The organism is Geomonas limicola (assembly GCF_014193675.1).
GTDB lineage: Bacteria > Desulfobacterota > Desulfuromonadia > Geobacterales > Geobacteraceae > Geomonas > Geomonas limicola.
The window spans coordinates 222,862-237,797 of the sequence record NZ_BLXZ01000005.1; the positions used below are offsets into that span (position 1 = coordinate 222,862).

General features: G+C 63.3%; 14 protein-coding genes. 9 read left to right on the forward strand and 5 right to left on the reverse strand.

Going from position 1 to position 14,936, the window contains the following annotated elements:
• Nucleotides 1–4: 4 nt before the first annotated feature.
• Together H7688_RS13675 and H7688_RS13680 are read right to left on the reverse strand one after the other, a co-directional pair.
• Nucleotides 5–886 carry a carbon-nitrogen hydrolase gene (locus tag H7688_RS13675; RefSeq protein WP_183361716.1) on the reverse strand — a complete coding sequence of 294 codons (882 nt, stop codon included), beginning with the start codon at nucleotides 884–886 and terminating at the stop codon, nucleotides 5–7.
• A gap of 282 nt (nucleotides 887–1,168) precedes the next feature.
• Nucleotides 1,169–2,200 carry an agmatine deiminase family protein gene (locus tag H7688_RS13680; RefSeq protein WP_183361717.1) on the reverse strand — a complete coding sequence of 344 codons (1,032 nt, stop codon included), beginning with the start codon at nucleotides 2,198–2,200 and terminating at the stop codon, nucleotides 1,169–1,171.
• A 317-nt stretch (nucleotides 2,201–2,517) separates the two neighbouring features.
• Here H7688_RS13680 and H7688_RS13685 point away from each other — a divergent pair, with 317 nt between their 5' ends.
• The 3 genes from H7688_RS13685 (at nucleotide 2,518) to H7688_RS13695 (ending at nucleotide 7,429) form a co-directional block, all read left to right on the forward strand.
• Nucleotides 2,518–2,658, forward strand: a complete 141-nt coding sequence (locus H7688_RS13685) for a hypothetical protein (protein ID WP_183361718.1) — start codon at nucleotides 2,518–2,520, stop codon at nucleotides 2,656–2,658.
• A gap of 120 nt (nucleotides 2,659–2,778) precedes the next feature.
• Nucleotides 2,779–3,696, forward strand: a complete 918-nt coding sequence (gene nudC / locus H7688_RS13690; protein WP_183361719.1) for an NAD(+) diphosphatase — start codon at nucleotides 2,779–2,781, stop codon at nucleotides 3,694–3,696.
• 349 nt (nucleotides 3,697–4,045) lie between these two features.
• A complete protein-coding gene (locus H7688_RS13695; protein ID WP_246329807.1) occupies nucleotides 4,046–7,429 on the forward strand; it encodes a DEAD/DEAH box helicase in 3,384 nt (1,127 codons plus the stop codon).
• 237 nt (nucleotides 7,430–7,666) lie between these two features.
• On the opposite strand, the gene H7688_RS13700 is transcribed toward H7688_RS13695, so the two are convergent.
• The 3 genes from H7688_RS13700 to sfsA form a co-directional block, all read right to left on the reverse strand.
• Entirely contained in the window at nucleotides 7,667–8,224 is a 558-nt protein-coding gene (locus H7688_RS13700) for an ATP-binding protein (protein WP_183361720.1), read from the reverse strand.
• Nucleotides 8,221–8,658, reverse strand: a complete 438-nt coding sequence (locus H7688_RS13705) for a hypothetical protein (RefSeq protein WP_183361721.1) — start codon at nucleotides 8,656–8,658, stop codon at nucleotides 8,221–8,223. The genes H7688_RS13700 and H7688_RS13705 overlap by 4 nt, the downstream gene beginning before the upstream one ends.
• 68 nt (nucleotides 8,659–8,726) lie before the next feature.
• Nucleotides 8,727–9,422, reverse strand: a complete 696-nt coding sequence (sfsA, locus tag H7688_RS13710; RefSeq protein WP_183361722.1) for a DNA/RNA nuclease SfsA — start codon at nucleotides 9,420–9,422, stop codon at nucleotides 8,727–8,729.
• Between the two features lie 214 nt (nucleotides 9,423–9,636).
• Between sfsA and H7688_RS13715 the strand changes: the two genes are divergently transcribed.
• From H7688_RS13715 to mrdA, 6 genes are all read left to right on the forward strand, one after another.
• A complete protein-coding gene (locus H7688_RS13715; protein WP_183361723.1) occupies nucleotides 9,637–10,014 on the forward strand; it encodes a hypothetical protein in 378 nt (125 codons plus the stop codon).
• 201 nt (nucleotides 10,015–10,215) lie between these two features.
• Nucleotides 10,216–11,121, forward strand: coding sequence for a glucose-1-phosphate thymidylyltransferase RfbA (gene rfbA / locus H7688_RS13720; protein ID WP_183361724.1), 906 nt, complete (start codon nucleotides 10,216–10,218; stop codon nucleotides 11,119–11,121).
• Nucleotides 11,118–11,606, forward strand: coding sequence for a dTDP-4-dehydrorhamnose 3,5-epimerase family protein (locus H7688_RS13725; RefSeq protein WP_183361725.1), 489 nt, complete (start codon nucleotides 11,118–11,120; stop codon nucleotides 11,604–11,606). The genes rfbA and H7688_RS13725 overlap by 4 nt, the downstream gene beginning before the upstream one ends.
• Before the next feature lie 83 nt (nucleotides 11,607–11,689).
• A complete protein-coding gene (mreC, locus tag H7688_RS13730; protein WP_183361726.1) occupies nucleotides 11,690–12,514 on the forward strand; it encodes a rod shape-determining protein MreC in 825 nt (274 codons plus the stop codon).
• Between the two features lie 19 nt (nucleotides 12,515–12,533).
• Complete coding sequence (gene mreD, locus H7688_RS13735; protein ID WP_183361923.1) at nucleotides 12,534–13,019, forward strand: rod shape-determining protein MreD; 486 nt, start codon at nucleotides 12,534–12,536, stop codon at nucleotides 13,017–13,019.
• The gene (gene mrdA / locus H7688_RS13740; RefSeq protein WP_183361727.1) at nucleotides 13,016–14,926 is read left to right on the forward strand and encodes a penicillin-binding protein 2; all 1,911 of its coding nucleotides are present in this window, start codon (nucleotides 13,016–13,018) and stop codon (nucleotides 14,924–14,926) included. Before mreD ends, mrdA begins: the two co-directional genes overlap by 4 nt.
• Nucleotides 14,927–14,936 lie beyond the last annotated feature (10 nt).

A 14,936-nucleotide genomic window follows, 5' to 3' on the forward strand; every position in this document is an offset into this window, starting at 1 on the left:
CCGTTTAGTCGCGGTAGCGGCGCACCAGATCCTGGTAGGCGTCGATGCGGCGGTCGCGCAGGAAGGGCCAGATGCGGCGCACGTCCTCGCTGCGCCTGCGGTCCACCTCGACCACCAGGAGTTCCTCTTCCTGGCCGGCGTGCGCCAGGAATTCACCCTGCGGCCCGGCCACGAAGCTCGAGCCCCAGAACTGGATGCCGGCTCCCACGCCGCTTGGGTCCGCCTCGAAACCGACCCGGTTCACCGAGAGGACCGGAATCCCGTTGGCGACCGCGTGGGCGCGCTGGATGGTGATCCAGGCATCCTGCTGGCGCTGTTTTTCCGCGTCGCTGTCGCGCGGGTCCCAACCGATGGCGGTCGGGTAGATGAGGAGTTCTGCCCCGGCGAGCGCCATCAGGCGCGCGGCCTCGGGGTACCACTGGTCCCAGCAGACCAGCACCCCCAGCTTGCCGAGCGAGGTCTGCACCGGTTCGAAGCCGAGGTCGCCCGGGGTGAAGTAGAACTTCTCGTAGAAGGCGGGGTCGTCCGGGATGTGCATCTTGCGGTACTTGCCGGCGATGCTGCCGTCGCGGTCCATGATGACTGCGGTGTTGTGGTACAGGCCGGGAGCGCGGCGCTCGAAGAGCGAGGTCACCAGCACGATACCGAGTTCGCGGGCGAGGGCTCCGAAGAGCTCGGTGGAGGGACCGGGGATGCTTTCGGCCATCTCGAAGCACTCGGTGTCCTCGGTCTGGCAGAAGTAGCTGCCAGTATGCAGCTCCTGCAGCGCGACGAGCTGAGCCCCCTGGTTTGCGGCCTCGCGGATCGCGGCGACCGTCGCGGCGATGGTCTCCTCGCGGCTTGAACGCAGGCTCTGCTGTACCAGGGCAACCTTTAACTTGTTCATGAATACCTCCGTGCTAACTGCCGGCTTTCGCGTTTGTTGCAGCGCGCAACCGGTATAAGGGCGTAAGCCCGTGCAGATGTGTTCGATCGGCCCCGCCGGCTGGCTTTGTGGTTCCTCCGAAAATTCGGGAAGCCGCCCGGCTGGTCCCCTCTCCCCCTGCGGGAGAGGGACAGGGTGAAGGGGGAAAGTGTCACTTCATTGCCGGTGGCAGCTTCACCCACCTCCCGGCCCCCTCCCGTCGAGGTAGGGGGGCTGTGGTTCCCGGACCTCCTGTCTCCCAGCCTACCTGATCAGGGTTCCCTTGGGGAGCTGCATGGTGACGCAGTGCAGGGAGCCGTGCTGCAGGATGAGCGGCAGGCAGTCGATCCCCACGATCTCCCGCCCCGGGAAGGCCTGGCCGATCGCCTGTAAAGCCGCCTGGTCGTTCGGGTCCTGGTAGGTCGGCACCAGTACCGCGCCGTTTATCACCAGGAAGTTCGCGTAGGTGGCCGGAAGCCGTGTTCCTTCCTCGTCGAAGCGGGCCAGGGGCCAGGGGAGGGGGATCATCCGGTACGGTCTGCCGTCCCTGGTGCGGAAGACGGCGATCTCGGCCTCCATCGCCGCGAGCGCACGGTAGTGCTCGTCATCGGGGTCGTCGCAGCGGACGTAGGCGATGGTGTCGTCCGGGCAGAGCCTCGCCAGGGTGTCGACGTGGGAATCGGTATCGTCGCCGGCCAGGTAGCCGTTGGCAAGCCAGAGGAAGCGATCGCTACCGAACAGGCCGTGCAGCTCCTGCTCCAGCTCTTCGCGGGTCAGGTGCGGGTTGCGGTTGTCGTTTAACAGGCACTCCTCGGTGGTGAGGATGGTCCCCCTGCCGTCGCTTTCGATACTCCCCCCCTCGAGGATGAGCCCGACGGTTTCCAGTGGCGCCTTCCAGACCGAGTGGAATTGCAGCTTCTTGTTGATCCGGTTGTCGAGGTCCGAGGGGAACTTGAGCCCCCAGCCGTTGAAGCCGAAGTTGAGGAGCCGAGGGGCTGCGCCCTCCTCAACGGCAATCGGGCCGAAGTCCCGGGCCCAGGTGTCGTTGGTCTCCACCTGGAAGACCCGAACCCGTTCCAGGTTCGCCTGGGCTGCTTCCAGAAGTCCACGTACCCGTTCCGGGTCGGGGGCGGCGATCACCGCCTGCTCGAAGCGGCTGATCTCTTTCACAATCTCGACAAATACCGGCTCCACCAGCTCCAGGTAGGGGTGCCAGTCGCTCTCCTCATGCGGCCAGGCCAAAAGCACCCCGTCCTGGGGTTCCCACTCCGCCGGCAATCGACGTTCACTGTTCACACGGTTCTCCTGCAAGGTAAGGTTTCGACGGTGACCCGGGGCCACCCGCGGCCTGCGCCTAGCACCGCAGAATCAAATACTTTTCCGGTGTGCTGCGCTGGCCTGCTTAAAGGAAAAAGAGTTAGCATATCGAGGCTTGGCAATGCAAGCTAAAAGGGGGGGCAATCAGTGGTCCCCAAGGTGGCGAACTTCCCTGAAAAAACTCTAAAGTACCATCCAGCCCTGCCGATATATGACAACATGTGGTCTATTTCATGAGGTGGGTATGTGGCGGCCTCGACGGAACCGCCGCCCGGGACCCGGTGGGAGGGTGTGCTATGGACGAGGAACTGAGGGAAATCGAAACGTTAACCAACGAGCTGCTCAAGGTGCTGGAAGGTTTCCTGCTGGAATGTCGGGCGGGAGCGCTGAACAAGGCGAGATACCTCGCCGAGCGCAAGGGATCGTTCGACTACTGACCCTCACCTGCCGTAATGCATCTCACTGGCTCGCCGCCGGCAGCCCCGAAATGGCATTGATTCCCTCGTCCGTTTCTGTATGATGGCCTACTACCCGAAACGCACCGACAGGAGTTGCATATGGCATTTCCCGACGCTGTCCATCTCCCCTTCAACGGCGAGATCATCAAAAAACGCTTCACCCAGCGCAAACCCGGCGAGTTGGACGAGACTGCCGCGGGGTACTGGGTCTTTCTGCAGGGGGATGCGCTGATCCTCGACAACGGCGCCCTCTATCGGGGCGACCTCCCCGCCAGCTTTACCATGCAGGGGACGCCGCTGCTCTTTGGCGAGTGGGACGGCGAGCCGGTCCGGTTGATGACCGTGGCACCCGACCAGGTGCTCACCCCCGAATTCCAGGCAGTCTCCTCCGCCGAGCTCCCGTTCGACCTGATGACCCTCTACGGCCTGGCGCGCCAGATCCTTTACTGGGAGCGCATGAGCCGGCACTGCTCGAAGTGCGGCGCCACCATGAAGCGCATCCGGCTCACCTGGGGCAAGCGCTGTACCGGCTGCGGCCACGAACACTTCCCCCATATCCACCCCTGCGTCATCGTGCTGATCAGGCGCGGCGAGAAGTTCCTCTTGGCCCGCAAGCCGGAATGGCCCCAGGGGCGTTACAGCCTGGTGGCCGGCTTTCTCGATTTTGGCGAGTCGCTCGAAGAGTGCGTGGAGCGCGAGGTGTTCGAAGAAACCGGCCTGAGTGTCAGTAACATCCGCTACGTGGGGAGCCAGAACTGGCCCTTCCCGAGCCAGATGATGGCCGGCTTTGTGGCCGACTACGCCTCCGGGGAGATCACCGTGGATGGCGACGAACTGGAAGACGCGCAGTGGTTCACTGCCGACAGGATGCCCGACTCGCTGCCGCCGGAGCGCAGCATCGCCCGCTGGATCATCGATAGTTTCGCCCTTGGCTGCGGCGAGCCCGCGGCCCCGCCCACCCCGGAGTGCCGAATCCCGGGATCCGGTGCGCCAGTGTGCGGGTCGGCACCTCCTTGAGGTACCTTACAAAATATTTCTAAAGTTGCCGCAGCCGGGGCCGATACCTTTAAGTAACCCACAGAGAAATCACCTCGAAATCTCCAGGGTCTCCTTTTTGGGGACGGTACGCGCCGTCCCTCTTTTTATTTTCAGGGCCTCGCCGCACCACCCGCACCTTCTTCATTTCTCTTTTCCTCTCATTGAACCCTTGGCAACCACGCGCCACGACCGGCTGAAACGGCAGCTGAGCCGGGCCTGTATCCCGCCACGGGTGACCCCGCAGGCACTGTACCGGAATCGACGACAGGGCCTGTTGTAATGAGGACAGCTTTTTGATAGCATAGGCGGTTCGTTGACGAGGTGACCCTTGGGAGAACTCACGCCTAATAGAAAGAGCAGCGCGCTTTTGCGGCATCTCCTGGAGATGCCCGCCTCGGCCGTGTACGCTCTGGCGGCCAAGGGACAGCTCTTCAACGGCTTCGAACTCTGCAAACAGCGCCCCATCTCCCGGCTTGCCTGGAGCGAAGACGGCGCCGTGCTCAACCTCACCTTCGCCGTCCACAACGATTTCAACGTCTCGTTCTCGCTGGAGCAGGGGGAACTATCCGGTTCCTGCGACTGCGGCGTCTGGAGCCCCGAGGGGCGCTGTCCCCACCTGGTCGCCTCCCTCGCAACCCTGAAAAAGGCGGTATCCCCCACCTCGTTTCCCATGCTGCAGCTCCCCTCCAAGTACCTGGACGGGATCCGCCGCGAACTGACCCAGGTCGCACCTGCCACCGAGAGCCCCGTCGTCAAGGCGGATCTGAACGCCCCGTACGCCCTCATCGTGGAGCGCTGTGCCGGGGAGGTCCAGCTGCGCCTGTTCCAGGAAGGGGTACCGGTGACGCTTGCCGACAGCGGACTTCCCGCCTCGCTCAAGGATTTTCTGCGCCTGTTGTCCTCTCCGGCTCTGGGGGGGCGCTGCATCGAGGAGTTCGTGACCCGCTTCCAGGGGCGCTACCCGATCTGCTATGCGGGCGACCAGGGGCTCGTCCCCTTGCGTCTGGACAGCACGGCGCTGCGTTCGGTGCTGGTGCACCTCGACCTGCGCCGCGGAGAACTGCGCGGTTCGCAGAGCCTCGACGACGGCACTCTCTTCGACGACGAGTCCTTCGTGTCCGAGCACTACTACTTCGACCTGCGCCAGGGCCGCATCCAGAAGCTCGCCGAGGCCGGGCACGAGCGCTACTACCAGAGGCTTTCCGGGGCACTCGCGGCGCTTCCGGAGAGTTCCTGCACCGACGACCCGCAGGGCTTTATTGCCAGTGCCGAGGATTTCAACCGGTTGCAGTTCACCCTGAAAGATGCCGAACTCTCCGCCTTCTTGAAACGGGCGGTGCTGACCCGCGACGGCGCACGCTGCCAGCTGCGCAGCTTCCACCCCCTGTACCGCCTGAACATCGAGGAGTTGGGCGACACGGTGCACCTGATGGCCGAAGGGGTTGCCGAAGAGGTCAGGTTCCCGCTCTCCCGGGAGCTCTTCTGGTTCTTCCCTGCCGCGGGACGGCAGCACCATCCCCAGCCGCTGCGGGCCAAGAAGAGGGTGGCCGCCATCTTCGACGCCTGCTTCAGCGCGCTGGCCGGGCACACCCGATCCGAGCGCGAGCGGATCGCGCGGCTTGCCCTCGATACCCCCGAGTTCTCCAAACGCGGGGTACGAGCCGAGGCACGCCAGATCGTGAACGGTTTCTGGGAGACCGCCGGGGAGCCGCATACCCTGCTGCAGCTCTCCGAGGTTGGCTGGCTGGGGCTTGCCGTGGACGGGGTACGCCAGGCCCAACTGCTCGAGATCCCCTATCAGCTCTTCGGTGCCGAGATCTTCAGTGGTGCGACCGAACCCGGCGAGATGTACCTGGACCGCAAGACCTTCCTGAAGGGGCTCTCCCGGCTGCGCGAGCAGTGCGTGGCGGGCAGTTTCGGTCTGGCCATCGGCGGCGAGGAGCTGGAGACGGTGACCTGGTCCTTCACCCTGGACGCCACCCGCAGCTCCATCGACTGGTTCGAACTGCGACCCGAGATCCGCTTCGAGGGGGAATTGGTCGACGAACGCGAGTTCCAGGAGGCGGTCAAGGGGGGCGGCCTGTTCCGCAAGGGCGAGCAGATGGTGCTTTTGGACGAAGAGAGCAGCCGCGCCCTCACGCTCTTTGCAGGTCACGCCAAGCGCGAAGTGGTGCGGGTGCCCCGGCTGCAGATCCTCGACTGGATCGTGCTCAGGCGCAGCGGCGTGCGTGTCCTTCTCGCCCCCCAGGAAGAGCGGATCATCGACAGCCTGCTTAACTTCCAGAGCATCGAGCGGACTGCGGTCCCTGCTGGGCTCAAGGCAACCCTGCGCAACTACCAGGTCGAAGGGTACAGCTGGCTCGCCTTTCTCTACCAGCACCGCTTCGGCGCCTGCCTGGCCGACGACATGGGGCTTGGCAAGACCATCCAGGCCATTGCCCTCATGGCCGGTTTGAAGGAAGGGATCATCCCGTCCGAGGTGTCAGGAGATGTGCCGCACCTGGTCGTGGTCCCCCCGAGCCTCATTTTCAACTGGGAGAGCGAGATCGCCCGGTTCTATCCAGGCTTCAAGGTAGGAGTGTACCGGGGGCAGGGGAGGAAGGCTGAATTCCACGGCTTCGACCTGGTGCTGACCAGCTACGGCGTGATCCAGCGCGACGTCGAGCAGCTCGCCAAGTTGAACTTCCACGTCGTCGTTTTCGACGAGGCGCAGGCGGTGAAGAACATCCACGCCGAGACCACCGGGGCGGTACGCCGGCTCAAGGGGCGTTTCAAGGTCACCCTCACCGGTACCCCGGTAGAGAACCATCTGGGTGAGTACTACTCGGTGATGGATCTGGCGCTGCCGGGGCTCCTCGGGAACTACGAGCTGTTCCGTCGCGGCATGGGGCGCGAGGGGAGCGCCTTTTTGGACCTCCTGGTACGGCGCACCCGTCCCTTTATCCTGCGGCGGACCAAGGACATGATCGCGGCCGAGCTCCCGCCCAAGGTGGAGACCGATCTCTACCTCGAGATGAGCCCTCGCCAGAAGGCGCTCTACGCCCGCACCGTGGCGCAGGTGAAGGCCACCGTCGCCGAGGCCTACGCCTCGAAGGCGCCGGGGCAGGCCCGCATCATCGCGCTTACCGCCATTCTCAAGCTGCGCCAGATCTGTCTCTCTTCCCGCCTCATGTTGACCGATGCGCACGACGCCTCGCCGAAGATCGAGTTTCTCATCGAGCAGGTGCAGGAACTCTTCGCCGAAGGGCACAGCGTCCTGGTCTTCTCGCAGTTCACCTCGTTTCTCGACCTGGTGCAGGAGGCGCTCAACGGTGAGCGGATCCAGAACTTTCGGCTGGACGGCTCCACCCCGGTGTCGCGCAGAAAGGCGCTGGTGGAGAACTTCCAGGATTCGGCCGAGCCGGCGGTCTTTCTGCTGAGTCTCAAGGCGGGCGGGCGGGGACTCAACCTGACCCGCGCTTCCTACGTCTTTCACCTGGATCCCTGGTGGAACCCCGCGGTGGAAAACCAGGCCTCGGACCGGGCGCACCGCATCGGCCAGCAGCGCCAGGTGACTATCACCCGACTCCTGATGCGCCACAGCATCGAAGAGAAGATGATGGAGCTCAAAAAGCGGAAGCTGAAACTGTACCGGGCTCTTCTGGAAGACGCGGAAAGCGACGCCGGACAGTCTCTGGGACGGGAAGACTTCGAGTTCTTGCTGGGAACCTGAGAAAGACAAGGGACGATTGACAGTTGACGATTGACGATGAGCCCCTGAAAGAAACGCTTGAGAGGAGGGTGGGCAACAGCTCATCTGAACACGGTTTTTCCTGTACTGCAGGCACGGAAAAAACTTTCGAAAAACTCCGGGAGCGGGACCTGCTGGGCTATTTCAACTGGCTTGGTTGGGGCGCCTGGACGGGGAACCAGAGTGGGGTGACAGGGGAGGGCGGACGTTTCCGGCGGCTTACTGCGTGACCTGGAGGTCGGGGGCTCTTGACGGGACGGGCTGAGCGCTCGATTGGGTGAAGTACCGGCAGAAGGAGAGGGTGTTGCGGCCGTCTTCGGTGCGGTAGCTCACCTCGTCCATGATGGTCTCGATGATGAAGAGCCCCATGCCGTTCTCGGGAAGTGAGCCGATGTCTTCGGGGTCGAATTCCAGGGTACGCGGGGCGAAGTCGATGATCGAGGTCCCGAAATCGCTGACCTCGAAGGCGATCCGGTCTGGGTGCAGGGTGATGGCGGTTTCCACCTTGAAGCCGTCCTGGCGCCGGTAGGCATGGGTGATCGCGTTGTTCACGGCCTCGACGACACAGACTTCCATCTCGCCGTAGGCCTCCTCGCTCAAGGGGGAACAGGCACATACCCCGCGCACGGCGTGGCCGACCAGGGCGACGTCGCTTAGCTTGCTGTCGATGCTCAGATGAAGGGTCTTGCTGCAGGGAAGAGGGTGGGCGATCCGGGAGATGCCGTGTGTTGTGCCGAGGTTGGTGCCTTTTGCTGCCGCTGATACCGTCGCTGTCATCGTTCCGCCTGCTCAACCCAGGATTGGGCCACTGAAAGCTGCCTCAAAAACTCCGCCGCGAACAGGAACTCCCCCTGCGGCGCCGCCACGTTGATGCTCTCCTCGGCACGCTGGATGGAGAATGCGTACCCCTTCTTGCCGTTTCGCTCGTACCCCTCGACAAAAAGTTTGGTAACGGTTTCACCTTCGCTGCCGTCGAACTTGTGGGTCAGCCCCTCTTTGCCCGGAGTGGCGTGCACCGCCAGGATCTTGCGATGCAGCTCGAAGGCCTCCCAGGGCTCTACCACGAAGCGGATCTGGTGGCTGCCGCTGGCCAGCCGGAAGAAACGCAGCGCGATACGCCCCTCGTCCGGTTTTCCAGTCTGGCGTTTCTCGGTCGCCGAGATCTCGACCCCGCTCTCCTTGGCGTAGACGGTGAACCTGGGGATTCTCATGTGACCTCCGGAAAAAAATACGCTCAACTGTAGCGCCCAACTGCTACCTTGTCAACGTGGAGCTGCTCCTAGAGCTCGACCGCGAGCCGGCGCTCCAGGCGGATCTCCACAGGACTTACCGCCGCCCGGTAGGCGAGCAGCTCCACCCCGGAGCGCGCCGCCTCGCGCAACAGCTTCCCGTAGACCGGGTCGATGTGATCTGCCGGTGCCAGCGAGTCGCCGTCCGCACGTTGCACCACGAAGAGATTCACCGCACGATGCCCCTGGCGCACCATCTCCATGAGTTCTCTCAGGTGTTTTTGCCCCCGGGCGCTCACCGCATCCGGAAAGAGGGCGCGCCCCTGCTCCACCAGGGTCACGTTCTTCACCTCGACGTAGCAGTACCCCTGCGGGCCGGAAAGGAAAAGGTCGATGCGGCTCCCCTCGCCGTAGGCGACCTCGCCGCGGATCGACTGGTAGCCGGAGAGTTCCGAGATTGTGCCGTTTTCGATGGCTTCGCGGGCCAGGAGGTTGGGAAGCTGGGTGTTGATGCCGATCCAGATGCCGTTGGCCTCGACGAGTTCCCAGCTGTGCCGGTACTTGCGGGCGGTGTTGGGGCTCAGCGACAGGGCGACGCGGCTCCCCGGGATGGCGCACCCCATCATGCTCCCGGTATTCGGGGTGTGCGCGGTGATGACGCTGCCGTCCTCCAGCTCGACGTCGGCCAGGAAACGATGGTAGCGGCGTATCAGGGTGCCGGAGACGAGCGGCTGCGGTAACTTCATGAATCCTCCCGGTTGACTGTTCAAGGTGTCGCCCCCCTTGACGAGGTGCTGCACCCGGGCGCCCATGGAATCATAGTGTTAGGGGTATTGTCCAGCCAAAACTCGTTACCGGACCGGGATCGGCCTTACCCATGAAAATCGTTGATGTAGCTGTCAAATCTGCTAAACTGGGTGGCTGTGGCCGGCAGGGGCGCGCTGGTCTGAGGAGGGATGCATGGCAAAGGGACAGCAGGTGCACCAGGAACACCTCGAGGCGGTGCAGCGTTTCGGGAAAAACGTCGGCAAGCGTGCCGGCTTTCGCTGCGAGTGGTGCGCGGGAAACGACGGCCTGAAGCTTTGGGAATACCGCCCGGACGACGAACCCGCCGAGGAGAACCTGGCGCTTTTGTGCGATCCCTGCCGTACCTTGGCCGGCTCCCGCGAAAGCGACACGCACCGGTTGCGCGCAATCCGCAACGCCCTTTGGAGCGACATCCCCGCGGTCGCCGAAGGTGCCGCGCTGGTGCTGGCCCGCTGCAAGGAATCCTGGGCACGCGAGGCGATCGAAGAGAGTTTCATCGACGAGAAGCTCAAGGAACGCCTGATTTCCTGACCGTCGCGTCCGCTGCCTCAGCCGCTCGTTCCCGGGGCCAGACCGGCTTTTCCCGCCTATTCCCCGGTCCCGTTGGCGCAATCCGCATGGGAAGGGGATCTTTACCCGGTAGATTCCCTGTTTACTGTTTGACTCCGGATGCAACCCTATGGTAGAAAAAATAGTTTCTTAATGTGATTTTTAGCGTCTGGAGCGGCGATTATGGTGGCAGGTATCAAGAAGGGAATATTGCTCGCAGGTGGGGCCGGAAGCAGGCTCTATCCACTCACCATGGTGGCGAGCAAGCAGTTGCAGCCGGTGTACGACAAGCCGATGATCTACTACCCGCTGGCCACCCTGATGATGGCCGGCATCTCGGATATCCTGATTATTTCCACCCCCCAGGACACGCCGCGCTTTCAGGCCCTGTTGGGTGACGGCTCCCGCTGGGGCATCAAGCTGAGCTACGCGGTACAGCCCGAACCGAAAGGGATCGCCCAGGCCTTTGTGATCGGCGAGGAGTTCCTGGCCGGGCAGCCGGTCTGCCTGATTTTGGGCGACAACATATTCTACGGGAAGATGGAGCTCGACCGGTTGATCGCCCAGTTCGAGCAGGGCGCCAAGATCTTCGGCTACTACGTGCAGGATCCGGAGCGCTACGGCGTGGTCGACTTTGACAACGACGGCAAGGTGCTGAGCATCGAAGAAAAACCCGCAAGCCCCAGGTCGAACTACGCGGTTCCCGGGCTCTATCTGTACGACGGCAAGGTGGTCGAGATCGCCAAGGCGCTTAAGCCCTCGCCTCGCGGCGAACTGGAGATCACCGACGTGAACCTCGAATACCTCAGGCGCGGCGAACTCTCGGTGCAGAAGCTGGGACGCGGCATCGCCTGGCTGGACACCGGCACCCACCAAAGCCTGCTGGAGGCCTCGCACTTCATCGGCACACTGGAGGCCCGTCAGGGGCTCAAGATCGCCTGCCTCGAAGAAATCGCCCTGCGTATGGGGTACCTGGACTGCAAGGGCATGGCAGCCGTCATTGCCAACACCCCGAAATCATCCTACCGTGACTACCTGCAGCGGGTCTATAACGAGACCGAACTCTGCGGGGGAGGGACCCGAGCATGAGCAAACCCGTAACCTACCAGAAGGGGCGCATCCACGACGTGATGACTCGCCCTTTGACCAAGTTTCTCGACGAGCGTGGCTGGCTTTCCGAACTGTTCCGCTCCGATGAGCTGGCGCCGGAGCACCTGCCGACCATGGCTTACATCTCGATGACCCAGCCCGGTGTGGCCCGCGGTCCTCACGAGCACGTGGACCAGACCGACTACTTCTGCTTTATCGGCCCGGCCAACTTCAAGGTGTACCTCTGGGACGCCCGCGAGGATTCGCCGACCTTCGGCGTCAAACAGTTCTTCTTTGCCGGGGTCGACGCCCCGACCATGCTGATCGTGCCGCCGGGGGTGGTGCACGCCTACAAGAACGTGAGCCACGAAAACGGTATCGTCTTCAACGGACCGAACCGGCTCTACGCGGGATCGGGGAAGCACGAGAAGGTCGACGAGATCCGGCACGAGGACGAGGCGGATTCCCCGTTTCGTCTGGAGTAGGGCGCCAGTCCACGGATCCACAGTACTTGCGAGGATATTTTCATAGGGGGCTCGGCGGCCCCCTAAGCCATTTTTGAGACCGAATGAAAGAGCTGCTACTGCGCTACAAACGCTTCCTGATCACCGCCACCTTCCTGGTGACCGCCTTTTTGATCTACGCACTCAACCTGCGCAACAAGGAACACGCCAACCCGGTGGAACGCTCGGTGATGGCCGTGACCGCCCCGTTCGCCAACGCGGTGGCCTCCGCGGACAACTTCGTGGAGGGGATCTGGCGTGACTACCTCGACCTGGTCCAGGTGCGCCAGGAAAACATCGCCCTGAGAAAGAGCGTGAAGCGCCTCAACGAGCGTATCCTGGCCGGGAACGAGGCGGTGGTGGCCAACGCCCGGCTGCAGGCCCTGTTGAGCCTGAAGGGGACCCAGGAGACGCCATCGGTTGCGGTCTCGGTGATCGGCGAGGACTCCTCTGCCTGGTTCAAGACCCTGGTGGTCGATCGCGGCAGTGCCGACGGCCTCGCCGAGGGGATGCCGGTGCTGGCCGCGGGGGGCGCCGTGGGACGGTTGGTGAAGGTGGCGCCGCACAGCTCGCGGGTGCTGCTCTTGACCGACCACGCCTCGGCGATCGCCGCCATGGTGCAGCGCTCCCGGGCGCGCGGCGTAGTGCGCGGCATGGGGGGCGGCCGCTGCTCAATGGAGTTCACGGTTAAAGATGAAGATGTTAAAGTGGGGGATGCGGTCATCTGCTCCGGTATCGGCGGGGTGTTCCCGAAAGGGGTGCCGATCGGCGAGGTGACCATGGTGAAGAAGGGGGAGTACGGCGTATTTCAGACCATCGAGGTGCGCCCCACGGTGAACATCGGCAGACTCGAAGAGATGCTGGTGCTGCTTAAACAACCTCATGACTAGACCCCACAGGCGGTAAAAGCTGATGCGTTACCTCAAGATTGTCGGCCTGGTCCTGGCCGCGTTGCTGCTGCAGATGACTCTGCTGCCACGCTACCTGCAGGACCCTTTCCAACCTAACCTGCTCATTATCCTGGTGGTGTACCTGGGACTCAAGCTGCAGCACCGTTTTGCGGCGCTGGCGGCTTTTTCCCTGGGTCTTCTGCAGGACAGTTTCAGCGGTATCTACCTCGGGCTGCACGCCTTCAGCTACCTCTGTCTCTACACACTCCTCTCCCAGGTCGCCGACCGGCTCTACACCGACAACCGTGCACTCCTGGTCCTGGTGGTCTTTCTGGGGACCTTCTTCTGCGCGCTGTTGAACCTGGTCATGCTGGTGATCTTCTCAGTCTCCAAAGGGGTCTACGCCTCGCTGTTGCCGGTCCTGGTTCCCCAGGCGCTGGTGAACGCGCTCGCCGCCTCGCTGTTCTTCATGTTTCGGCGCGCTGCCGTTGAGGAGGCGCGATGAAAGCACACAGCGGCATCATCCCCGACGGCGACGGTTCCCGCCGCATCATCTGGATCTCCTTTGGCGCCTTCGCCATGTTCTTCCTGCTCTTGTCCCGGCTCTGGTACCTGCAGATGATCGACACCGATAACCTCCTGGACCAGTCCGAGAACAACCGGCTGCGCTTCGTCCCGGTAGCCGCACCGCGCGGTGCCATCCTGGACCGCAACGGCAAGGTACTGGTTTCCAACACCCCCTCGTTCTCGGTTGCGGTGATCCCCAAGGACGTCAAGGACCGCGAACAGCTGGTCTCCAGTCTCGCCCGGCTTTTGAAGCTCGATCCCAAGGAGATCCAGGACAAGTGGAACAAGGGGCAGGGGAGGGCGAAGTACTACCCGCTGGTGGTCGCCTCCAACATAAGCCGCGACCAGATGGAGTACCTCGAGGAAAACCGCCTCTCCCTCTCCGGCGTGAACATCGAGATGAAGCCGGTGCGCGCCTACCCCAACGGCGAACTCGCCTCGCATCTTTTGGGGTACCTGGGCGAGGTTTCCGAGGAGGAACTCGGGAACGAGCGCTACAAGGACTACAACGCCGGGGACTACACCGGTAAAAGCGGCATCGAGAAGAGCTGGGAAACCTTCCTGCACGGCACCGACGGCGGGCGCCAGATAGAGGTGGACGCACGCGGCCGCTTCCTGCGCACCGTCGAGGAGACCGCCTCCACGGTGGGGAACTCCGTCATGCTCACCATTGACCTCGATATGCAGAAGATCGCCGAGCAGGCCTTTGGCGACAAGGCGGGTGCGGCGGTCGCCATCGACGTCAACACCGGCGAGGTGCTCGCCTTTGCCAGCAATCCCGGCTTCGACCCGGCGCTCTTCACCGGGCGGCTCCCCCCCGACAAGTGGAAGGAGTACCTCGAGGACAAGCGCCACCCGCTGGAAAACAAGGCGCTCAAGGGTATGTACCCGCCGGGCTCCACCTTCAAGATCATCACGGCCATCGCCGGGATCGAGGAGGGGCTCATCGACGCCCACAGCTCGGTGGACTGCCCGGGCTACTACAAGTTCGGCAACGCGACCTTCAAGTGCTGGGACAAGAAGGGGCACGGCCACGTCGAGCTGAGAAAGGCCTTGAGGGAGTCCTGCGACGTCTACTTCTACAAACTCGCCGAAAGGCTCGGGGTGAACCGGATCGCCGCCTACGCCAAGAAGTTCGGCCTGGGTGCCCCGATGGGGATCGGGCTGGACAACGAGAAGGGGGGCGTGATCCCCACCGAGGAGTGGAAGAGAAAGCGCTTTGGCACCAAGTGGTTCTCCGGCGAGACGCTCTCGGTCGGGATCGGCCAGGGCTACGTGCTGGCCACCCCGGTACAACTCGCTTCGATGATCGCCACCGTCGCCAACGACGGGGTGATCTACCAGCCGCACCTGGTGAAGCGCATCGTCGACCTGGACGGCAAGCCGATCAAGGAGTTTCCGGCGCAGCAGGTAGGGCGGGCCAACATCAAGCCCTCGACCTTCAAGCTCATCAAGGAGGGGCTCTTCGCAGTGGTCAACGAGCCGCACGGCACCGGCGGTATGGCCCGGCTTGCCGAGGTGAAGGTGGCCGGCAAGACCGGATCTTCGCAGGTCGTCAAGATGCGCGACAGCAAGGGCGAGGTCCCCTACCAGTTCCGGGATCACGCGCTCTTCGTGGCCTTTGCTCCGCTCGAGAAACCCGAGATCGCCGTGGCTGTCATCGTCGAGCACGGCGAACACGGCGGCTCCGCCGCGGCCCCCATTGCCGGGAAACTTCTGCGCGCCTACTTCGAGGGGAAAGGTGTCATCAAGAAGCCGGTTTCCAAGCAGGAAGCCAAGGGAGAGCAGGCAGGGGATGCCGGCAATTCCGGAACGACACCGGCGGCAGAGGAAGAAACCGAATAGCGACACAGCC